This is a genomic window from Rheinheimera sp. (assembly GCF_037442525.1).
Classification (GTDB): Bacteria; Pseudomonadota; Gammaproteobacteria; order Enterobacterales; family Alteromonadaceae; genus Pararheinheimera.
In genome coordinates this window covers 38,423-59,484 of record NZ_JBBIQD010000016.1, presented here as the reverse complement: position 1 = coordinate 59,484, position 21,062 = coordinate 38,423, and the positions used below count along the sequence as shown (strand labels likewise).

Here is a 21,062-nt window from a genome sequence, read left to right as displayed (position 1 = left end):
TTGGCAACTTCCTGCAGCAGTTTCCGCCACTACAATCAATGGCGGTCATTGCTGAACTGAGCCTCTGTAAGGGCTTACATTCGGTGGGCCGCAGGCTCCAGGTAAAACCGGCGCACGCTATAAATACAAGCCGGCAAGCCTGGTAGTTGGTTGACTTAGCCAGCACAAATCAATAGGGATGGTACGAGAATGACAAATCAACGCAGGTTCACCCAAACTGCAGTAGCCAGAGCGTTATCTGTGCTACTCGGTGGTTCAGTGGTGACTCCGGTAATAGCACAACAGGCAAACACATCAGACGCTCAGCAAGTCGAAGTTATCCAGGTGAAAGGCATACGCTCCAGTATGCAGGCTGCCACCGCCATTAAAAAAGAATCCATCGGGGTGGTGGATGCCATTTCCGCCGAAGACATAGGGAAATTCCCGGACACCAACCTGGCTGAATCCTTACAACGTATCACAGGGGTGTCGATCAGCCGCACCAATGGTGAAGGTGCTGAAGTCACAGTGCGTGGTTTTGGTGGTGACAACAATATGGTCACCTTAAACGGCCGCACCATGCCGGCGGCAACGACCTACGGTGCGGGTTCGGGTGCAGATGGCACCACCCGTGGCGGCAGCGCCCGGGCTTTTGACTTTTCCAACCTGGCCTCTGAAAGTATCAGCGGTGTGGAAGTATACAAAACCAGTAAAGCCAATATTGCCACCGGCGGTATGGGGGCAACCCTGAATATCAAAACGGCCCGTCCGCTGGAAAGCGATCAGGATGTGGCCAGCATAGGGGTGAAGGCTGCGCACGACACCACCAACAGAACCGGCGATGATGTCACGCCGGAAATCTCGGGTATCTTCAGTACTGTGACCGAAGACGATACTTTTGGTGTCAGTATATCCGCCAGTCATCAGCAGCGGGATTCCGGGTACACTGGTGCCACAGTCAATGACTGGCAGGTCTCTTATTGGGACGATATTGCCGATTTGGACCGCACCTGGAATAACGTCAATACCCAGGTGATCAACGCACCTTCTCAGGGGCAGCTCTATGCCCGGCCCAACGATATCCGTTACGCCTTTTCCAATACAGAACGTGAACGTGACAATGCTCAGCTGACCTTGCAGTACCGGCCTAAAGAAAACTTTACCGTCACGGCAGATTACACCTTTGCGGAAAACAATCTGGCTGAACACCGCGGTGAAGTGACGAACTGGATGCAAAACGGCAGCAACACCAAAGTGGTGGAGTTTGACAATAACATTGTGAAAACCCCTGTTTATGTGCAGGAAACTTACAGTGGCGCCGTGGACGAAGGCTATGAACAGCAATGGCGCGAACAGACCAACACCTTAAAATCTGCCGGTTTGAACCTGGATTATGACATCAATGATGACCTCAGCCTGACGCTGGATGCGCATGATTCCAGTATGTTCAGCCGTGGCACAGGCCCACGCAACTCGGGTGAGCTGGCAGTGGGTTTAGGGGCGCCTATTGTCACCTCACGTGAATGGTTCTGGGGCGCCGATTTGCCCACTTACCTCAATGTGTATGACGACACAGTGCCAGGCAAAGGTGCCAATGCCAATGGCATGGTTGATGCCGGTGATGTGGGGTCCTCCATTGCCCGTATCCGCAACGCCAGCCAGCGCAGTGACATTACCCAAATCAAACTGGATGGCCGTTACCTGCTGGATGACGGGCATTTTGACTTTGGTATCGAAGCCCGCAATATGGAATCCCGCTCTATGCAAACGGCGGGGAACAATATAGCGCTGGGCAACTGGAACGTCGGTAACCCAGGCGAGTTTGGCGATTTAATTCAGCCATTTGATCTGCCGGGTGAGTTTGACGATTACAGCGCATTGCCTGGTGGTTATGGTTTTATCGCCGACCCACGCGCTTTGTATGAAGCGGCGCTGGGTTTGTACCCAGGTATTCCGACCGCGTCAGAAACCAGTTTGTCCTTTGACAATATTGTGCAGGAAGACACCAGAGCGGCTTACTTCCAGGTATTTCTGCAAGGTGAAATTGGCAAAATGCCTTTTGATGTGTTGACCGGTTTACGTTATGAAGAAACCAAAACTGAGTCCAGCTCGCTGGTCAGTAAAGTTTACTTCCAGTGGGAAGACAACAACGACATCGTGTCTTATGTCGACGGCAGTGTGCCGGCGGCGCCGTTCAGTGCCAATAACAAGTACGATTACCTGTTGCCAAGCCTGGATTTAACCTTGCACCTGTCGGATGAATTAATCAGCCGCTTCTCCTTCAGTAAAACCCTGGCCCGCGCGGGTTTAGGCAGCCTGGGGGTATCGGCGTCCAACTTTGGTGGGGGTGGGGGTTCCACCTTGTTTGGGGCGCAGCCAACAGCCAATGCGTCCAACCCGGGGTTGTTGCCACTGGAATCGTCCAACTACGACCTGTCGCTGGAGTATTACTACAAAGACGACAGTTATGCTGCTGTTGGCCTGTTCCAGAAAGACGTCATTAACTTTATTGGTAGCCGTCAGGTTGACCAGCCATTGTTGGGGATTCAGGATGTTACTGCCGGTCCGCGTGCTTTGGCTGCGGTAGAAGATCTGCGTGCAGGTGGCTACCCCATTGATGACACTTACCTCTATGCCATGATGGTCTTTAACGAATACCGCACTCATCCGGACATGATTGCAGAGTACGGCAGCAACCCTCAGTTTACCGGCAGTGCCGCTCAAATCGATTTCCTGGCCAACCATGCCGGCTTTGATTTGCGCGCCAATGCGGATGACCCAGAGGTGGTGTTCCGGACCAGCACACCGGATAACAACAGATCGGCGAAGATTTATGGGGCAGAGCTTGCGATGCAGCATTTCTTCGGTGACAGTGGTTTTGGTGTGCAGGCCAACTACACCATAGTGCGTGGTGATGTCGGCTTTGATGTGGCGGCAGACCCCAGCCAGTCGCAGTTTGCGTTGGTGGGTTTGAGTGACACCGCTAACCTGGTGGGTATTTATGAAAACGCTGGCTGGCAGGCCCGTCTGGCCTGGAACTGGCGGGATAAATACCTGGCGGAGGTCAACAAAGGTGGCTCTAACAACCCACGCTTTGAAGAAGCTTACTGGCAAATCGACGCCAGCATCAGCTACGCCTTTAATGAGAAGCTGACAGTGTCTTTTGAAGGCTTGAACCTGACCGGCGAAGACAGCCGCTCTCATGCCCGTAACGAAGCGATGATGTGGTATCTGACCGATCTGGATGCCCGTTATCAGATTGGTATGAGGTATAGTTTCTAACCTGGTCGGTCTGTAGTGTGAGCGAAGCTGCGTCATCAGGCGCAGCTTCGCTTTGACCTTTTTGGCAGTAACAGGACGAAATTTATGCACAGGCATGTATTACTGAATAATCTCGACCATCAGGATCTTCGCGTTCTGCCGCGTTTTTCTGCTGCTTTTGGCGACAACCAGGCCGTAGTGCCCGTTTATCCTTCTGAATTTCTGCAATTGCAAAAAGAATACCCAATTTTATTCCGCCAGCAGGACGGTGTGTTTTATGCCACAGCCTTGCTGGGGTTTGCGCCCGGTGAAAACCTTTACCTGAATGAGTCGCTGGCATCCGGCTGGGATGCCAGAGTGGTGCCCGCCAGCCTTGAAAAAGGCCCCTTTCTGATTGGTTTTCAGCGCCAGCAGGGCGATGCACAGCCGACACCGGTGATCCATATTGATCCCGCGCACCCTAAAGTCAGTTCAGAGCAGGGCCAGCCATTGTTTTTACCTCAGGGCGGCCATAGCGCCTATCTGGAGCATATGATTGATCTGCTTCAGCGTCTGCATCTGGGGCATCAGAGGCAACCGGATTTTTTTGCCGCTATTGAGCCTTTGGGCTTGCTGCGGCCCATCAGCATTGAGTTCAGTCTGGACAATGGTGAAAAATACCGCCTGCTCGGCAACTACTGCATTGATCAGCAGCGGCTGGCCCAGTTAACAGGGAGTGAGCTGGCCGCATTAAACCAAACCGGTCTCCTGGCGTTGCTGTTTGCCCAGGTTAGCTCCATGAGCAATATTCAAGTGCTGATTGAACGCAAAAACCGGCAAAGTTCAGCGCAACAGACAGTGCGGGTTGCCGGATGAGTGCGTCGCCAGAGGTCGTTGCCGTGCGGCAGGTGCAATGCGACCCCGGGCAGGTGCCGGTCGATTTATTGGACGGTCAGGGCCCGGTACTGATCAAAGGGCTGCTGAGCCACTGGCCTTTGCTGCAGGCTGGCAAGCACAGCGCAGCTTCGGTGGCCGATTATCTGCTGACCCATTACAACGGCCGCACGACCCAGGTCTATTATGGCGAGCCAGGGCTGAATGGCCGCTACTTTTACAATGACGATTACACGGCATTAAACTTTGAAGCCCGTATTGGCAGGGTGGATGACGTACTGCAGCAACTGTTGCAGTGGCAGCAGGACCCGCAACCGCCATCGCTTTATATCGCCTCCAACCTGATCCAAAGTCATTTTCCGCTGTTGCTGCAACAAAACCAGTTGGACTGGCCAAAGCCAGCCTTGCCCTTTAGCACAGAACCAGAACGGATCAGCTTGTGGCTGGGCAACCGTTCATTGGCGGCCTGCCATTATGACTCGTCCGACAACCTGGCGTGCGTTATTGCCGGCAAACGTCGTTTTACCTTGTTCCCGCCTGAGCAAATTGCCAATTTATACCCTGGGCCGCTTGAGCCCACCCCAGGTGGTCAGGTGATTAGCCTGGTCGATTTTGCCAATCCGGATTTGCAGAAATTCCCCAACTTTGCCAAAGCACAGGCGGTAGCGCAGGTGGTGGAGCTGGAACCGGGCGATGCTTTGTATTTACCTGCTATGTGGTGGCATCAGGTCGAGGCGCTTGAATCCTTTAACCTGCTGCTTAATTACTGGTGGAGTGAGGCGCCGCGTTACACAGGTGCAGGGTCAACCTTGTTGTATCACGCGCTTCTGACGCTGAAAGATAAACCGGCGCACGAGCGTCGAGCCTGGCGCGCACTACTGGATTACTACATTTTCGAGCCTGAGCAGTCAGTGGCGCATTTGCCTGACGCTGCGCAGGGGCTGCTGGGCGGTCTGGACGAGCAAAAAGCCCGCCAGTTGCGCGCTATGCTGTTGCAACGACTGAACCGATAAAGCAATCAATTGACAGGGATTTACACCATGCAAAACAAAGTAAAAAAAGTGGTGGTTGCAGGAGGTGGCACCGCAGGCTGGGTAGCCGCTGCTGCGCTTTCCAAACGTTTGCAGGGCCAGATTGAACTGGTGCTGGTGGAGTCGGAAGAGATAGGCACAGTGGGTGTGGGTGAGTCCACCATTCCGCCAGTCACTTTGTTTCATAATCTGCTGGGTATCGACGAGCAGGACTTTATGCGGGCGACCGATGCCACCTTTAAACTGGGCATTTCCTTTGAACATTGGGGAGCGCAGGGCGACCGTTATATTCACCCCTTCGGCACCACAGGCCGGGGCAGTTTTCTGGCTGATTTTCAGCATTATTACCTGCATGGCAAAACTTTGGGGGAGGACGCGCCATTCTCGGATTATTGCTACGAGCTGCAGGCCGCGCTGGCGCATAAGTTTGCCAAAAGCAGCCAGGGTGGCCTGAGTTATGCCTATCATCTGGATGCTGGCCGTTATGCCCGTTTTTTACGTCAGTTCAGTGAGGCACTGGGGGCCAGGCGTATTGAAGGCAAAATTCAGCAGGTCGAGCAGCACCCCAATGGCGACATCAGTGCGTTAGTGCTGGCCGATGGCCAGCGCATTGATGGCGATTTATTTATCGACTGCACCGGCTTTCGTGCGTTGCTGATTGAACAGACGTTAAACACTGGCTTTGAGCGCTGGGACCACTGGTTACCCTGCAACAAAGCCGTGGTGGTGCAAACTGAGTCTGCAGCAACACTGCCGCCTTACACCAGAGCCATGGCACATCAGGCCGGTTGGCAGTGGCGTATTCCGCTGCAAAGCCGGGTGGGCAATGGTCTGGTGTATTCGGCTGAGCACCTGTCGGATGAACAGGCGCGGCAGCAACTCCTGGGGAATCTGGAAACTCCGGCACTGATGGAGCCTCGCGTATTGAGTTACCAGACCGGGCGGCGTAAAAAGTTCTGGCACCGCAACTGTGTGGCGCTCGGCTTGTCCAGTGGCTTTATTGAACCGTTGGAATCGACCAGCATTTACCTTTTTATGAATGGTGTCATTCGGTTATTGCGGCTGTTTCCATTTGCTGGTGTGACAGACGCTCTGGTTGAGGAATACAACCAGCAGTCCATTCGTGAACTGGAGAAAATCCGCGACTTTATTATTTTGCATTACCATCAGACCGAACGCAGTGACAGCGAGTTCTGGAATTATTGCCGTACCATGTCGATCCCTGACAGCCTGGCGCACCGCATCGAGCTGTTCCGTGACAGTGCTTTGGCCTTTCAGACCGGTGATGAAATGTTCCGGCTGGAGTCCTGGACTCATGTGATGTTGGGGCAGCGGTTGGAGCCCAGGAGTTACCATCAACTGGTGGCCAGTGTGCCGCACGCCGAGATGAAAGCGCATCTGCAGCAAATCCGCAGCAGTATCCGTCGGGCGGTGGAACCTTTGCCGTCGCATCAGGACTTTATCCGTGCTTATTGTGCTTCTGGCATTGCCTGCCCGTCGAAGATGATGGCTGGCGCATGTTAAGCCTGGCACCGTCCATGCAGCTCAAGGTACTGCAGCTGGGTCAGGAGCAGCAGCCAGTGCTGGTGGTGGATCATTTTTCTGCCCGGCCAGATCTGTGGGTACAGGACGCCTGCAACCAAAGTTTTGTGGCCAATTCACCTTATTACCCCGGCGTGCGTGCGCTGGCGCCAGAGGCGTACCATCAGCGCTTTTTGCACAGCCTGCAAAGCACACTGTGTAAGGTCTTTGCGTTGCCATCGGCAAACTTAAGCTTTTCAGTCTGTCATTATTCCCTGGTGACCACTGCACCAGACCAGCTGAAGTTATTGCAGCGTATTCCGCATTTTGATACCACCGAACCTCATGCACTGGCCGCTGTGCATTATTTATATCAGGGCCATCAGGGGGGCACAGCTTTTTACCGGCACCGCAAAACCGGCTTTGAAACTATTGATGAAACGCGCACCGAAGCCTACTACCGTTCGCTGGAAAGCGAAAACTCCGGGCCGAATTTGCCAGCGGCCGACGCCGGTTACATTCAGGGCGATACTCCACTGTACAGCCAACTGGGCGCCGTGGAGGGCCGCTTTAACCGCCTGGTGGTGTACCGCCGCAAATTGCTGCACAGCGCCCACATAGGGCCAGACACTTGCTTATCAGCCGACCCACGACAGGGACGGCTGACCATCAGCAGTTTTATTGATTGCTTGCCGTAAAGCAGCTCCGCAGGCCACAGAGCAGTGTATTGTAGTGGCGTAGCTTGCTGCGCCACTTTTGCAGTTAAATACGCAATTGACTACTTACCAATTCACTTTGGCTTCAAAAGAACTGGCCGGCAGGCCCAGGCCGTTGTAGAGCACTGCGTCCGGGTTATCGGCCCAGCCGTAGCGCACCGACACGGGCTCTGCTACTTCTGGTGCGGATAACAGTAACTGATCACCTTGCTGCTGCACTTTGGCCCAGACATAGCGGCCGTCTTTGCCCGCAATAGCAAAAGACTGCTCACTGTTTGGCCCTTTCAGAACCAGGCCTTGGTCAGCAAAATGAAAGCTCAGCACCAGTTGTTGGCCCTGAGCTTTCACCGAAGCAATTTCTGGCCCGCGATACCCCAATGGCTCCTGATAAGCCACAGCGCGCGCGGCCAGAGCCAGCCGCTGGCCCAAGGTACGTTTATCCACTGGGTGAATATCATTCCATTCGCCGGTATCCAGTGCCACCACCATAGCAGTATGCGGTACCCGCTGAGTCAGGCGCTGTGCTTCGCGCAACCCTGCCCAGCTGCTGTCGGTTGGCTGGTTGGTTTTCTCTAAAAAGTTGGCCAGCTGCACATACAAAAACGGCAGATCCGGTTGCTGCCAGGCGCGGCGCCAGACGTGAATCATCTGTTCAAAACGTTGTTGGTACTGAGCATAAGCCCCCACATTGGATTCGCCCTGATACCAAATCACCCCTTTGACCGGCAACCAGGTTAAAGGAGCGGTTAGACCGTTATAAAGCCCCAGTGGTTTCCAGCGAATAAAAGTATCGCCCGGCAGTGGTTTGGCGCTGGCGCTCAGCTGCATTTTCCAGTTGTTGCCTAGGGCCAGTTGCTGCTGGTCATTCCCAATCCAATAGGGCTTATCCGGCATCAGGCCGGTTTTGCCTTGGGTGGAGGTGATTCGCACCGCCAACTGATTCACGCCCGCTTTGAGTAAGCCAGCAGGAATTTCATAACGACGCGGCGGATACTGGTAAGTGGTTTCGGCAATTTTCTGGCCGTTTAAATAGGCCTCATCGGCATCGACAATGCTGCCAAGCCGCAGCACAGTCGCTTGTTTGGCCTGAGCTTCGGTGAGCTGAATGCTCTGGCGTAACCACCAGACCCCGGTAAAAGGTTCTGGCAAAAAGCCGGGCAATTTAATTTCAGGCCAACTGGAGTCATCAAAGCTTTGGCTAAACCAGGGAATGGCAGAGGTTAAGCCGGGATCACGCGCTGCTAAATCGCTGTACCAGGCCTGGTTTTTTGCCGCATCCGCCGCTGTTACTTCGGCAATATAGGCATCATTTTTAAACTTTTTGGCTTCAGCAAGAGCGTCCGGGTAAGCCTGCAATGCCTCTTCACTCAGCCAGGCTTCCACCGGCGAGCCGCCCAGTGCGTTATTTAAAATCCCCACAGGTACCTGAATCTGTTGCTGCAAGTCGCGCGCAAAAAAATAGGCTAACGCAGAAAAATGCTCAATATCGGTGGCTGTCGCCTGCATCCAGCGGCCATCGCTCAGGTCCTGCTGCGGTGCTTTAAAGTTGTATTTTTGCGGCACGCTGAACTGGCGAATAAGCGGAAAATGAGCGGCGGCCAAATCGGCCGGGTAAGCCTCCGCCAGCCGGGCCATCGGCATCTCCATATTGGACTGACCGGACGCCACCCAGACATCACCAAAATACAGATCCTTCACCAGCACTTCATTCTGGCCTTTGACACGGATCTGGTGCGGACCTCCGGCGCTTTGCGCTGGCAGCTGAATTTGCCAGCGGCCATTGCGGGTGACTGCGGTGCCAATCAGTTGGTTGTTGAGCCGAAGCTCAACAGCTTCGCCTTCAGCGCCATAACCCCAAAGCGCAATGGGTTTGTCGCGTTGCAATACGGCACCGTCGCTGATCAAGCGAGGCAATTTCACTTCGGCCATCAGCTGGCAAGAAACAAAAGCCAGAGTGAACAAGAGGATACGCATTAGCAGTTGCCCTGTTGTGGTTTTTGCTCAGCCTACTGCGCATCTGCTCAGAGGCAAAGTGGGGTGCCAGTAAAGGTGAAGCTGATAATAAAAAACATAAGGACTGGAGCTTGCTCCAGGCACGACAGTGGGTGGGGACCAGAACAAAGCATAATGCGCTTATCAGCTTTCAGAATTGTCACCCTGTCAGGCTTGGGTATGCTGCAAAGCATTGTGTTCGAAGGAGAATGTTCGGATGAAAATTACCTCTGCCCGCGTCATTGTCTGCAGCCCGGGCCGCAATTTTGTCACCTTAAAAATTGAGACGGACCAGGGCCTGACCGGCATTGGCGATGCCACCTTAAATGGCCGCGAGCTGGCCGTGGCCAGTTACCTGACTGACCATATGATCCCTTGCCTGATCGGCAAAGACGCCTCACAAATTGAAGATATCTGGCAGTTTTTTTACCGTGGCGCCTACTGGCGACGCGGCCCTGTCGGCATGACGGCGCTGGCGGCCGTGGATATGGCGCTGTGGGACATTAAAGCCAAAGCAGCCGGCATGCCGTTGTATCAACTACTGGGTGGCCGCAGCCGCTCCAGAGTGATGGTGTATGGCCATGCCAATGGCAAGGACATCGACGACACGGTTGAGGCGGTGCTGCGTTACAAAGAGCTGGGTTATGTCGCGATCCGCGCTCAGTCGGGGGTGCCGGGCCTGGCCTCGACGTACGGCGTGTCGAAAGACAAACTCTTCTACGAGCCGGCCGATGCCGACCTGCCAACGGAAAACCTCTGGTCCACCAGCAAATACCTGAACCATGTGCCGAAGTTATTTGCCAAAGTGCGCGACGCAGTGGGGGATGATATTCACCTGCTGCATGACGTGCACCACCGGCTGACGCCTATTGAGGCGGCCCGGCTGGGCAAGGAGCTGGAGCCGTTTAAACTGTTCTGGCTGGAAGATGCAGTGACCGCTGAGTTGCAGGAAGGCTTCCGGCTGATCCGCCTGCACACCACTACGCCTTTGGCCGTGGGTGAGGTGTTTTCGTCCATTTACGACTGCCAGCAGCTGATCAGCGAACAGCTGATTGATTACATCCGGACCACATTGGTGCACGGCGGCGGTATTACCCATTTACGCCGTATTGCCGCTTTGGCAGAACTGTACCATGTGCGCACCGGCTTTCATGGCGCCACCGATTTATCGCCTGTCACTATGGGCGCGGCGCTGCATTTTGACAGCTGGGTGCCAAACTTCGGCATTCAGGAATACATGCGCCACACCGAAGCGACCGACGAAGTCTTCCCACACGACTACCAGTTTGAGGCCGGTTTCCTCTACTGCGGCGAAACCCCGGGCCATGGTGTGCAGATCAACGAACAACTGGCGGCCAAATACCCCTACCAACGGGCTTACCTGCCAGTGAACCGGCTGGAGGATGGCACTTTGTTTAATTGGTAGAGAACTACCAGTCTGCTAAGCAGCTTTTCGTTGAGGGCTGCTTAGTTCCTTGCCTTTCCTTGCTTTGAATTCCTTCGTGTTACGTCCACCCTGTTGTTATTGACCTACTCATCAGCGGGTTCAGTCGTATTTACGTCATTGATAGGGGTTATTGGGGTTATTTAGTTGCAATTAAGTCATGTGGGGTTATAGTAACTCCAATACCGCAAAAGGATTTGCAAGGTGAAAAGCAGCGAACTGATCAAAGAGGTGGAAGCCGCAGGTTGGGTGCTGGTTAGAGTGAAAGGTAGTCATCACCAGTTTATACCCGTCGTACTTGAAGCTGCGGCTTTGTTGACTGCACCATTTCGCCCCAGTCACATAGGTTGACTATGCTCCTGGGGTCTCACTGGCTTGTCGCCTCCCCGCAACTTTAAGTTGCTTGGGTATCAACACCCTGATCACAAACTTCCGCTGACCATTCCGCATCCGAAAAAGGATTTAGGCATAGGTCTGGTAAAGAAAATACGTAAAGAAGCAGGGTTGTAAGCCTTAAGTTGTGGCGAATTTACCAAGGCTTTGAGTCAAACGCATAATTCTGGAGAGTGCAGATGTTATATCCGGTAGCTATTGAGCCAGGCGACGAGCATCGTGCTTTTGGTGTCGCTGTGCCTGACGTGCCAGGTTGCTTCAGCGCGGGCGATACCTTGGATGAGGCCATGGCAAACGCCAAAGACGCCATTGAGTTACATTTTGAAGCCTTGGCCGATGCCGGTGAGTTGCCACCATTGCCAAGCACTTTAACAGAGCATAGTGACAACCCGGATTACGCGGGATGGGTCTGGGCTTTAGTGGATGTCGATACCGAGCCGTACATGGGCAAAGCATCCAAAATCAATGTCACTTTGCCTGATCTGCTGGCGCATAAAATTGATACTGTGGTTGGCAGCAGCAGAGCTTATAAAAGCCGCTCGCACTTCTTGCAAGTCGCCGCATTGCACGAGCTGGAAAAGATGGTTGCGCTTGTTGGTGTCGGTACTAAGAGCTGATTTGGGCCTTTCCCAATTAATTTAAATTGAAGGGGCAAAATGAAGGCTAACAGCGTTTTAGCTATGGTTCGACAAACCGCTGAGGGTTTAAACAATGTTGGCGTGATGGATGTACAAACCATGCGCAAGTTCGATGCGCTTTGTTTGCCGGAGGTTGAGCACTTCGACGCCGCCCGTATCAAAGCCATTCGAGAAAATGCCCGCGTGAGCCAGGCCGTATTTGCCGCCTACTTAAATACCAGCCCATCCACAGTACGTGCCTGGGAGCAAGGTGGCAAAAGCCCCAAAGGTGCTTCGTTAAAGCTGCTGAATTTAGTGGCGCATAAGGGGTTGGGGGTGTTGGTTTATTGACGTTAATCATTGCAGTCTATAAGCAATCAGCTCCCGGTGACTACGTAGTGAGCGATATAAAAGTGAGCGCGGGAGGCGCGAGCGGGCGAACACAGTAGTCTCCGGGGGCTGGGTTGCCTGCCACTGCTTTTTGTTCTGCTGCAAGGTTGACCTTCTATCCAAACCAAGATGCAGATTAAAACAAAAGGCGCACCAAGGTGCGCCTCTACCATCATTTGGCGGAGCGGATTATGAACAAAATCGCATCCCCCGGCTTCTCAAGCCCTAATCCCGATACGGCTGGATGGTGCGGATGCGGCCGTCGGCTTCATGCTCCAGTTCGGTCATTTTGACGGAACGCAGGTGGGTGACGCCTTCTGACAGAATCGAGTCGTGGTAAAACAGATACCACTTGCCTTCGAAGGGGCAAATCGAGTGGTGGGTGGTCCAGCCTACCACAGGCTCCAGAATGCGGCCCTGGTAAGTGAAAGGCCCGTAGGGGTTGTCGCCTGTGGCGTAACATAAAAAGTGCGTGTCGCCGGTCGAGTAGGAAAAGTAGTATGTCCCATTGTATTTATGCAGCCAGGACGCTTCAAAAAAGCGTCTGTCGTTGTCACCGGCCAGCAGCGGCTGACCGTCGGAGTCCAGGATCTGCACTTCTCGCGGCGCTTCGGCAAACTGCAGCATATCGTCGGAAAGACGCGCAACCCGGGGGCCCAGCGCTGGTTCACCGGCCGCAGGCTCCTGATGGGCGGCACTGTAGCTGTTGTCGCGGTAGTTTTGCAGCTGGCCGCCCCAAATACCGCCAAAGTAGATGTAATAGGCACCGTCATCGTCAGCAAAGACTGCCGGGTCTATTGAATAGCTGCCAGCCATGGCCTCTGCTTCTGGCTTGAACGGGCCATAAGGGGTTTTTGCCGTGGCGACCCCAATACGGAATAAACCGTCTGGCGCTTTGGCCGGAAAATAAAAGTAATAAGTGTCGCCTTTTTTCGCCGCGTCCGGCGCCCACATCTGGCGCTCGGCCCAAGGCACATCGGCCACATGCAAGGCCACACCATGGTCTGTGGCCGGGCCGCCTGGCTGGTCCAGCGACAACACATGGTAGTCTTCCATACCAAAGTGGTCGCCATTGTCATTAAAGGGAATACCGGCTTCAATGTCGTGTGACGGGTAAATATAAATTTTGCCGTCAAATACATGGGCGGACGGGTCCGCCGTATATATATGCTCCACCAAAGGCTGGGAAATGGCTTTGGCTTTTAACGCCTGGTAATTGGCTTCAGTCATCACTACTCCGTTTCGCTGACACCAGCTGCAATACGGCGGCTTTGCAGCTCATGTTCAATTTGCAGCTCTTTTTGTTTGTTAATTTCGAACAGGCAAATCACCCCCACCGCCAGTAAAAAGGGCAGTGCGGCGTACAGGCTGACCGCTGTTTTAATACCATCGTTGGTTTCTGCCGTTTGTTGTGGCAAGGCGGCGTCATAACCCAAAGCCGCCAGAATGGCGGCAACCAAAGCACCACCAATACTCAGGCCCAGCTTCAGGCCAAAAATCATCGCTGAAAAAATAATGGCGGTGGCGCGGCGGTGGTTTTTCCACTCCGAAAAGTCCGCCACGTCGGCAATCATGGCCCACAGCAGCGGAATGGTGATGCCGTAGAAAAATCCATGCAGAATTTGCGATAAAAACACCAGACCAATAGCGTCCGCCGGAAAAACATAAAACGCCAGTACAAAGAGGGTGGATACCAGCAAAGCAGCGGCAAACACATCCCGTTTGCCAAAGCGGTCAGCCAAAGGTTTAGAGAAACCTATCCCAATAATCATGCAGATAATGCCACCGGCATTAAACAGACTGAAACCCGAGGTGGCTGCATCTTCCGGCCAGCTGAAGTTAGTCAGGCCCAGTGCATTTAAGCTTTGGTTTAAACCGGCTATAAAGTGATTAAAACCAATGTCTTGCAAGAAGGCCGCTATTTGCTGCTGGTCCAGGTAATTTTCGAAATAATAAATGTAAGTGCCGCCTTTCAGGGCCAGCGTAATAAACACCAGAATGGTCACGGCCAGCATCACAGCCCAGGGTTTGTTATGCAATAAGTCGGCAATGTCCTGGCGGACGCTGCCCTCTTTTTCGCAGCTTTTCACCCGCTCTTTGGTGGTGATAAAAGTGATCAGGAAAAACACAATACCGATCCAGGCAAACAGCGTCATGGTTTTTTCAAAGCCGACGGCTTTGTCGCCATCACCCATCAGCAGCACTAAAGGCAGGAGCAGCGCCTGAATAATAAACTGCGCCACCATCACGGCGACAAAACGGTAACTCGACAGGCTGTTGCGCTCGGCCATATTACCGGTCAGCACACCGCTCAGCGCCGAATAGGGCAGGTTATTGGCCGAATACACCAACACCAGCAGCACATAAGTGACAAAGGCATACACCAGTTTGCCGTCCGGGCCGAAATCCGGCGTGCTGAAGGCTGCAAGCGCAATCACACCAAAGGGCACGGCAGTCCAGAGTACCCAGGGGCGGAATTTACCAAAGCGGGTTTGAGTGCGGTCGGCAATCATGCCCATCACAGGGTTAAAACAGGCGCCTATTAAGCCGCCGGCAAAAATAATGCTGGCGGCTGCACCTGGCGGGATCTGATAGACGTCGGTGTAAAAGAACGCCAGAAAGGTCATTAAGGTCTGGAAGATCAGGTTGGCCGCCAGGTCGCCCAGGCTATAGCCGATTTTTTCGGTCACACTGAGTCGGGCGCTGGTGTGTGGCATAGCCGGGCTTCCATTGGCAGAAAGGCTGTTGTTGCGGGTGAGTGTCGTCATACCTGTTGATTCATCTTTATGTTTTTTATGGCCTTACCATACTAGGTCTGCTGTTGTTTTGGGCTAACGGAATGTACAGAGCCGATTATTTTTTTTCATCGCCGCTGCCAAATTCCGTAATGGCGACAGTAACAAAAGCTATACAGCTGGGCTCTGCTGCAGGCTAGTGTTGATAGCTAAAAGTCATAAGGAACAAAAAGATGCAACAGTTTCAGCTGAAAAATGCCCGTGGCGATCAGCTTCAGGTGTTGTCTTATGGCGCCACTTTGCAACATTGGTCTGCCCGATTGGGGAGCCAGCAGCGGGAGCTGATTTTGTCCTATCCAAAGGCAGAGCACTACCGGAAGGACTGTTGTTATGTGGGGGCCGTCGCCGGGCCTTATGCCAATCGTATTGGTCAGTCGTCGTTTAAGCTGGAGCAACAGCGTTATCAGTTGGAAGCCAACGAAGGCCAGCACCATTTGCACGGTGGCAGCCAGGGGCTGCATTGCCAGCACTGGCAGCTGAAAACGCAGTACCAGGATGCAGTCGAACTGGTCTGCAGCAGGCCGGATGGCCTGGGGGGATACCCCGGGCCTGTGCATTTCAGCCTGTTGTATCAGTTGACGGCCGATGGGGCGCTGGCGGCGACTTTTCAGGCCAGGGCTGAACGGGTGACCTTGGTGGGACCGACCTTGCACCCCTATTTTAATCTGGCGGCTGTGCCAGAGGGGGGAGCGAAGGCGAGCATTGATGCCCATCAGTTGCAGCTCAAAGCCGCCCATTATGCGGTGGTGGATCACGAATGCATTCCAACCGGAGAGCTTGCCAAAGTGCAGGGCACTGCTTTTGATTTTCAACAGCGGCGTCTGCTTGCCGGGGCTGTACTGGACCATAACTTTGTGGTGGCCGGTGATGTACGCCAGGCCTCAGCCGAACTGACCAGCCCGGACGGCCAGCTGAAACTGCAGGTCAGCTCCGATTACCCCGGCCTGCAGGTCTATACAGGCGAGCATTTGGCGGCGCCTTTTCAAGCCCGGCAAGGCATTTGCCTGGAACCGCAGTTTTTCCCCGATTCCCCCAATCAACCCTGTTTTCCCTTCCATTACACCAGGCCTGAACAGCCGTTTCGCGCGCATATCCGCTATCAGCTGGAGCGCTAATGGCCGCTCTAATGGGCCTGAATCAGTGCTTGTTCGTTTTATAGACTCCACTGTATTCTGCATGTTCCGGGATAAAATGGAGGTGTGTGATGAAATGGCTGCTGTTGGTCACAGTTCTGTGTTGGGTTACCGGCTGTAGCTCTTACAACCCGAATAAAACTGGTTATGAAAACTTGCAAAGAAACCATGAGGCGGAATGCCGCAAGGCGCCTCCGGCTCAGTATCAGGATTGCATGAGAAATCAGGGCATGAGCTATGAAGAATATGAGAAGTTGCGCCAGGAAGCCCTGAAGTAGTCTTTACGCTTAAGGTCATAGATAAAAAAACCCGGCAAAAGCCGGGCAATACGTATCTCTACGAACATTACAGGACAAGGGTTCGGTTTAGCTGAACAGCACCAGGTTGACCTGGTTTTCCAGTAATTCCTGACGACCACTGACGGGCTTCGGATCCAGTTGCTGCTGTTGGGTCAGCGCGGCCAGGCTTTCCAGTGATTGTTTGCCCGCCAGAATGCTTTGGCCTAAGTCGGCATTCCAACCGGCGTAACGCTGCTGTTTGGCATTGGCTAAAAAGTCTTTTTCCACCAGGGCGGCGGCTTTTTTCAGCGCCAGCGCCAGATGATCCATACCACCTATATGGCCATGGAATAAATCGTAACGGTCCACGCTCTGGCGGCGCAGTTTGGCGTCGAAGTTAAAACCGCCCGTGCTGAAGCCACCGGCTTTGAGAATTTCGTACATCACCAGGCTCAGTTCTTCCACACTGTTTGGAAACTGGTCGGTGTCCCAGCCGTTTTGCGCATCACCGCGGTTGGCGTCAATGCTGCCGAAAATATCCAGCGAAATGGCGGTGGCCACTTCATGGTGGAACGAATGACCGGCCAGGGTAGCGTGGTTGGCTTCGATATTGACCTTAAATTCTTTTTCCAGGCCGTATTGCTTCAAAAAGCCATACACTGTGGCCGAGTCATAATCGTACTGGTGTTTGGTCGGCTCCTGCGGCTTCGGCTCAATTAACAGGGTGCCGGTAAAGCCAATTTTATGTTTGTGCTCGACCACCATTTGCATAAAGCGGCCTAACTGCTCACGTTCATGGCGCAGGTCGGTGTTCAGCAGGGTTTCATAACCTTCACGGCCACCCCAAAGCACATAATTCTCACCGCCCAAACGTTTGGTGGCGTTCATCGCATGAAACACTTGAGTGGCGCCATAGCTGAACACTTCCGGATTCGGGTTGCTGGCGCCGCCTGCGGCATAACGTGGGTTAGAGAACAGGTTGGCGGTGCCCCACAGCAGTTTCACACCGGTTTCTGCTTGTTTTTGCTCCAGGACATCGACCATGGCGGCGAAGTTGTTGACGTAGTCCTGAATATTACGGCCTTCCGGTGCCACATCCACATCGTGAAAACAGTAATAAGGAATGGTCAGTTTGCTGAAAAACTCAAAGGCCACATCGGCTTTGAATTTTGCCATTTCCATTGGATCTCCGGCTTCCAGCCAGGGACGGCCAAAGGTGCCCTGACCAAACACATCCTGGCCGTTCCAGCAGAAGTTGTGCCAGTAGCAGGCGGCCATCCGTAAATGTTCAGCCATGGTTTTACCCAGCACTTTTTCGCTGGCATTGTAATGTTTAAACGCCAGAGGGTTGTTGCTTTGCGCCCCTTCAAAGGCAATTTTCTGAAGTTGATCGAAATACTGAGCCACGCTGCTCTCCTGTTACTACGGCTTGTGATAAAGACAATGGCGTTAGTGTGGGTAGGGTTGCGGCTCTGAACAATTATGTTTTTTCAGAGCCAGTTTGTGCTTTTGCTTAAGGGAGGCAAAAAGTGAATTTTATTGCCGCTATGGGTTAAAAAAGTGGTGAAACCGCGTGGTACAACGCCATAAAACGCTGGTAGCGGCTGGTAAGCAGTGCATGGCGCTGTGCGTCTGGCTGATGCGTGCTGACAACTGGCGGAGGTGGGCAGATAGCTGTCAGCGGCTGAGTTGGGTTCATCGCCAGCTGTGCCAGCCGGGCCGCGCCTAAAGCCGGGCCTACTTCGCCACTTTCGCGGAAGGTCAGGGTTTTATTCAGCACATCGGCCAGTAACTGTCGCCAGTAAGGGCTGCGGGCACCGCCGCCAATCAGGTTGATTTCGTCCGGCACCAGGCCAGAATCGTGCAACGCATCAGCCCCTTGTGCCAGGGCAAAGCTGACACCTTCCAGTACCGCATAGGTCATAGCGCGTTGGTCGGTGTTATGGGTGAGGCCAAACCAGAGCCCCTGGGCATTGGGGTTATTGTGTGGCGTGCGTTCGCCCGACAGATAAGGTAAAAACAGTGGTGCATCCGTGATGGGATCGGGCCCTTGCTCCAACTGCTGCAGCAAGTCGCCGACCGGGGCTTTTACAATCTGTTCGGCGTACCACTGCAGGCAGCTGGCGGCACTTAAGGTGACGGACATTAAATGCCAGCTGTTTGGCAACGCATGGCAAAAAGCATGCACAGCAGACTGCGGATTGGCTTTAAAGCCGTCACAGACGGCAAAATACACACCAGAGGTGCCGAGCGATAACATGGCCTGACCGGGCCGGACTAAACCAGCCCCTACTGCGCCGGCGGCATTATCGCCTCCACCGGCCACCAGCGACACCTGCTGCATACCCCAGCGGCTGGCCAGCTCGGCCTTTAGCTGGCCGGTGATCTGGTTGCCTTCAAATAAAGCGGGCATCTGCGAGCGGTTCAGGCCACAGGCTTTTAGCAGTTCATCACTCCAGTCGCGTTTGCCAACGTCCAGCCATAAGGTGCCGGCAGAGTCCGACATATCCGACGCGTACTGGCCAGACAGGCAATAACGTAAATAGTCTTTGGGCAATAGCACCATGGCCACCCGGGCAAACTGCTCTGGTTCATTCTGGTGCAGCCACAGCAGTTTTGGCGCGGTAAAACCCGGCATCGCTAAATTGCCGGTCAGGGCATGCAATTGCGAAATTTCGTTTTCCATTTGCTGGCACTGGGTGAAGGATCGTCCATCGTTCCACAGAATGGCCGGGCGTATCGGCTGGCCTTTCAGATCCAGCAAGGTCGCACCGTGCATCTGGCCGGCCAGACCTATAGCTTTGACATCGGCCAGGCACTGTTTGGCTGCCAGTTCGTCCAGGCATTTTTGCAGTGCAAGCCACCAGTGTTCCGGGTTTTGCTCAGACCAGAGCGGTTGTGGCCGGCTGACCTGCAACTCAGCGCTGGCGCTGTCGGTCACTTTGCCCTGTTCGTTGAGCAGGATCACTTTTATACCGGATGTGCCTAAATCTATGCCTAAATAACTCATGGGATGCCTTCTGTGTTGCGGCTGAACTGTGGATTCATCCTTGGTGACAGAGTGATGAAGCGGCAATTATGAAAATTCACATTTCTGTGCTGAATTATGTTTTTTCGTTTCAGAAAAACAGGGAACCGATCTAAGATTGAACAGATTTGATACAAGTTGGTGCATCAGAGAGGTGGCTTTGGACGACAGGGGCGAAGCTATTTCTGGTAGTCGCTACACCAAAACTAAAAAAACAACAATGGTGAAATCATGTTCAAAGCCAAACACAGCATCACACTGCTGTTTAACGCCAATAAAGTCTATGACCGTCAGGTGATTGAAGGCATAGGCCACTATCTGCAATCCTCCAAGGTCGACTGGGATATCTATCTGGAAGAAGATTTTTCCTGCCGGCTGGAACACATCCACGAATGGGGCGGTGACGGCATTATTGCCGACTTTGACGATATCAATATTCAGCAGGCGCTGTCGCTCTGGAATAAACCTGTGGTCGGTGTCGGCGGCTCTTATGCCAATGCGGAGGATTACCCTGCTGTGCCTTATGTGGCGACCAATAATTTTGCGCTGGTGGAAGCGGCTTATGAGCATTTAAAACGCAAGGGGCTGGACAGCTTTGCCTTTTATTCGGTGCCGGTCGACGACAACCACCGCTGGGCCAGAGAGCGGGAAAACGCGGTGCGGAAACTGACAGCTCAGGACGGTTTTGACTGCCAGATTTATCAGGGCCACTGCACCCGGCCTGAAACCTGGCAATACGCGATGAACAGGTTGACCGACTGGGTACAAAGCCTGCCCAAGCCAGTTGGCATTATCGCGGTGACTGACTCCAGAGCCCGGCATTTGCTGCAGGCCTGTGAGCATCTGGGCATTATTGTGCCGGATCAGGTGTCTATTATCGGCATTGATGATGACGACATAGCCCGTTTCTTGAGCCGCATCAGTTTAAGTTCAGTCACTCAGGGCTGTTTTGAAATGGGTTATCAGGCGGCCAAGTTGCTGCATACCCAGCTGAACAATATAGATGTCGGCAAAAAGCGCACCCTGGTGGCCCCCGTCGGTGTCGCGTCCCGCCAGTCCACCGACTACAAAGCGCTGCGTGACCCTTATGTGATCCAGGCCATGCATTACATTCGCCGCAATGCCAGCCGGGGCGTCAAAGTGGAGCAGGTGACAGACTATGTTGGTATTTCCCGCTCCAATCTGGAGCAGCGTTTCCGTGCTGAGCGTGGCCATTCTATTCATACGGAATTGCACAACCAAAAACTGACCCGGGCTTGTAAAATGCTGCTGGAAACTCAGGTCAGCCCGACTGAAATTGCCAATATCTGTGGTTATCCGTCACTGCAATATATGTATGCTGTGTTTAAACGCCACTTCGGTCAGACACCCAAAGAGTTCCGCGAAGGTCAGGGCGCTGCAGTCAATGCGATGGCGGTCAACGAATAAATCAGCCCCTTCCCCACACAACCCCGGCCAGCCAGCCGGGGTTGTTTTTTTGTCACCTGGGCGAGAAGGCGCAGCCAACAAAGCTGCAGCGTCAGGTGGAACGGGTATACCCAAGTAATTGACGTTGCAGGGAGGCGGCAAGCCGGTGAGACCCCAGGAGCATAGTAACCTATGTGACTGGGG

At 53.7% G+C, this 21,062-nt stretch carries 18 protein-coding genes; 13 read left to right on the top strand and 5 right to left on the bottom strand.

What is annotated here, in order from left to right:
- The first annotated feature begins 189 nt into the window (after positions 1-189).
- The 5 genes from WKJ03_RS16900 (at position 190) to WKJ03_RS16880 (ending at position 7,363) form a co-directional block, all read left to right on the top strand.
- On the top strand, positions 190-3,261 hold the full coding sequence (locus WKJ03_RS16900) for a TonB-dependent receptor (protein ID WP_337843416.1): 3,072 nt from the start codon (positions 190-192) through the stop codon (positions 3,259-3,261).
- An 84-nt stretch (positions 3,262-3,345) separates the two neighbouring features.
- Positions 3,346-4,095 (top strand): SapC family protein, encoded by a 750-nt coding sequence (locus tag WKJ03_RS16895; protein ID WP_337843415.1) that lies wholly within the window; start codon positions 3,346-3,348, stop codon positions 4,093-4,095.
- The gene (locus WKJ03_RS16890) at positions 4,092-5,126 is read left to right on the top strand and encodes a cupin-like domain-containing protein (protein WP_337843414.1); all 1,035 of its coding nucleotides are present in this window, start codon (positions 4,092-4,094) and stop codon (positions 5,124-5,126) included. The genes WKJ03_RS16895 and WKJ03_RS16890 overlap by 4 nt, the downstream gene beginning before the upstream one ends.
- Positions 5,127-5,153: 27 nt before the next feature.
- On the top strand, positions 5,154-6,668 hold the full coding sequence (locus WKJ03_RS16885) for a tryptophan halogenase family protein (protein WP_337843413.1): 1,515 nt from the start codon (positions 5,154-5,156) through the stop codon (positions 6,666-6,668).
- Positions 6,662-7,363, top strand: coding sequence for a DUF6445 family protein (locus WKJ03_RS16880; RefSeq protein ID WP_337843412.1), 702 nt, complete (start codon positions 6,662-6,664; stop codon positions 7,361-7,363). Before WKJ03_RS16885 ends, WKJ03_RS16880 begins: the two co-directional genes overlap by 7 nt.
- A gap of 84 nt (positions 7,364-7,447) precedes the next feature.
- On the opposite strand, the gene WKJ03_RS16875 is transcribed toward WKJ03_RS16880, so the two are convergent.
- Entirely contained in the window at positions 7,448-9,355 is a 1,908-nt protein-coding gene (locus WKJ03_RS16875; RefSeq protein WP_337843411.1) for a sialate O-acetylesterase, read from the bottom strand.
- Between the two features lie 235 nt (positions 9,356-9,590).
- On the opposite strand from WKJ03_RS16875, the gene manD reads away from it, so the two are divergent.
- From manD to WKJ03_RS16850, 5 genes are all read left to right on the top strand, one after another.
- Positions 9,591-10,799: a D-mannonate dehydratase ManD gene (manD, locus tag WKJ03_RS16870; protein ID WP_337843410.1), complete on the top strand. Its 1,209-nt coding sequence runs from the start codon at positions 9,591-9,593 to the stop codon at positions 10,797-10,799.
- A 222-nt stretch (positions 10,800-11,021) separates the two neighbouring features.
- Positions 11,022-11,168 carry a type II toxin-antitoxin system HicA family toxin gene (locus WKJ03_RS16865; protein WP_337843409.1) on the top strand — a complete coding sequence of 49 codons (147 nt, stop codon included), beginning with the start codon at positions 11,022-11,024 and terminating at the stop codon, positions 11,166-11,168.
- Positions 11,169-11,192: 24 nt separating this feature from the next.
- On the top strand, positions 11,193-11,327 hold the full coding sequence (locus WKJ03_RS16860) for a type II toxin-antitoxin system HicA family toxin (protein WP_337843408.1): 135 nt from the start codon (positions 11,193-11,195) through the stop codon (positions 11,325-11,327).
- A gap of 62 nt (positions 11,328-11,389) precedes the next feature.
- Positions 11,390-11,827 (top strand): type II toxin-antitoxin system HicB family antitoxin, encoded by a 438-nt coding sequence (locus tag WKJ03_RS16855; protein ID WP_337843407.1) that lies wholly within the window; start codon positions 11,390-11,392, stop codon positions 11,825-11,827.
- A gap of 39 nt (positions 11,828-11,866) precedes the next feature.
- Positions 11,867-12,178, top strand: coding sequence for a DNA-binding transcriptional regulator (locus WKJ03_RS16850; protein WP_337843406.1), 312 nt, complete (start codon positions 11,867-11,869; stop codon positions 12,176-12,178).
- A gap of 264 nt (positions 12,179-12,442) precedes the next feature.
- Here the strand turns inward: WKJ03_RS16850 and WKJ03_RS16845 are convergent, their stop codons facing one another.
- Together WKJ03_RS16845 and WKJ03_RS16840 are read right to left on the bottom strand one after the other, a co-directional pair.
- Positions 12,443-13,447 carry a glycoside hydrolase family 43 protein gene (locus WKJ03_RS16845; RefSeq protein ID WP_337843405.1) on the bottom strand — a complete coding sequence of 335 codons (1,005 nt, stop codon included), beginning with the start codon at positions 13,445-13,447 and terminating at the stop codon, positions 12,443-12,445.
- Between the two features lie 2 nt (positions 13,448-13,449).
- Entirely contained in the window at positions 13,450-14,985 is a 1,536-nt protein-coding gene (locus WKJ03_RS16840) for an MFS transporter (RefSeq protein ID WP_337843404.1), read from the bottom strand.
- Positions 14,986-15,185: 200 nt separating this feature from the next.
- Between WKJ03_RS16840 and WKJ03_RS16835 the strand changes: the two genes are divergently transcribed.
- On the top strand, positions 15,186-16,127 hold the full coding sequence (locus tag WKJ03_RS16835; RefSeq protein WP_337843403.1) for an aldose epimerase family protein: 942 nt from the start codon (positions 15,186-15,188) through the stop codon (positions 16,125-16,127).
- An 89-nt stretch (positions 16,128-16,216) separates the two neighbouring features.
- A complete protein-coding gene (locus tag WKJ03_RS16830; protein ID WP_337843402.1) occupies positions 16,217-16,423 on the top strand; it encodes a hypothetical protein in 207 nt (68 codons plus the stop codon).
- An 87-nt stretch (positions 16,424-16,510) separates the two neighbouring features.
- Here WKJ03_RS16830 and xylA read toward each other — a convergent pair whose 3' ends face one another.
- A complete protein-coding gene (gene xylA / locus WKJ03_RS16825; protein ID WP_337843401.1) occupies positions 16,511-17,830 on the bottom strand; it encodes a xylose isomerase in 1,320 nt (439 codons plus the stop codon).
- Between the two features lie 145 nt (positions 17,831-17,975).
- Positions 17,976-19,433, bottom strand: a complete 1,458-nt coding sequence (gene xylB / locus WKJ03_RS16820; RefSeq protein WP_337843400.1) for a xylulokinase — start codon at positions 19,431-19,433, stop codon at positions 17,976-17,978.
- Between the two features lie 249 nt (positions 19,434-19,682).
- Here xylB and WKJ03_RS16815 point away from each other — a divergent pair, with 249 nt between their 5' ends.
- On the top strand, positions 19,683-20,879 hold the full coding sequence (locus WKJ03_RS16815) for a DNA-binding transcriptional regulator (RefSeq protein WP_337843399.1): 1,197 nt from the start codon (positions 19,683-19,685) through the stop codon (positions 20,877-20,879).
- The last annotated feature ends 183 nt before the right edge of the window (positions 20,880-21,062 follow it).

Excerpts from the sequence above, each read along its gene's own strand:
- WKJ03_RS16875 (WP_337843411.1), bottom strand. The coding sequence starts at position 9,355 with ATGCGTATCCTCTTGTTCACTCTGGCTTTTGTTTCTTGCCAGCTGATG.
- WKJ03_RS16880 (WP_337843412.1), top strand. The coding sequence starts at position 6,662 with ATGTTAAGCCTGGCACCGTCCATGCAGCTCAAGGTACTGCAGCTGGGT.
- WKJ03_RS16840 (WP_337843404.1), bottom strand. The coding sequence starts at position 14,985 with ATGACGACACTCACCCGCAACAACAGCCTTTCTGCCAATGGAAGCCCG.
- WKJ03_RS16830 (WP_337843402.1), top strand. The coding sequence starts at position 16,217 with ATGAAATGGCTGCTGTTGGTCACAGTTCTGTGTTGGGTTACCGGCTGT.
- xylB (WP_337843400.1), bottom strand. The coding sequence starts at position 19,433 with ATGAGTTATTTAGGCATAGATTTAGGCACATCCGGTATAAAAGTGATC.
- WKJ03_RS16835 (WP_337843403.1), top strand. The coding sequence starts at position 15,186 with ATGCAACAGTTTCAGCTGAAAAATGCCCGTGGCGATCAGCTTCAGGTG.
- WKJ03_RS16900 (WP_337843416.1), top strand. The coding sequence starts at position 190 with ATGACAAATCAACGCAGGTTCACCCAAACTGCAGTAGCCAGAGCGTTA.
- WKJ03_RS16890 (WP_337843414.1), top strand. The coding sequence starts at position 4,092 with ATGAGTGCGTCGCCAGAGGTCGTTGCCGTGCGGCAGGTGCAATGCGAC.
- WKJ03_RS16845 (WP_337843405.1), bottom strand. The coding sequence starts at position 13,447 with ATGACTGAAGCCAATTACCAGGCGTTAAAAGCCAAAGCCATTTCCCAG.
- WKJ03_RS16815 (WP_337843399.1), top strand. The coding sequence starts at position 19,683 with ATGTTCAAAGCCAAACACAGCATCACACTGCTGTTTAACGCCAATAAA.
- WKJ03_RS16885 (WP_337843413.1), top strand. The coding sequence starts at position 5,154 with ATGCAAAACAAAGTAAAAAAAGTGGTGGTTGCAGGAGGTGGCACCGCA.
- WKJ03_RS16850 (WP_337843406.1), top strand. The coding sequence starts at position 11,867 with ATGAAGGCTAACAGCGTTTTAGCTATGGTTCGACAAACCGCTGAGGGT.
- manD (WP_337843410.1), top strand. The coding sequence starts at position 9,591 with ATGAAAATTACCTCTGCCCGCGTCATTGTCTGCAGCCCGGGCCGCAAT.
- WKJ03_RS16895 (WP_337843415.1), top strand. The coding sequence starts at position 3,346 with ATGCACAGGCATGTATTACTGAATAATCTCGACCATCAGGATCTTCGC.
- WKJ03_RS16855 (WP_337843407.1), top strand. The coding sequence starts at position 11,390 with ATGTTATATCCGGTAGCTATTGAGCCAGGCGACGAGCATCGTGCTTTT.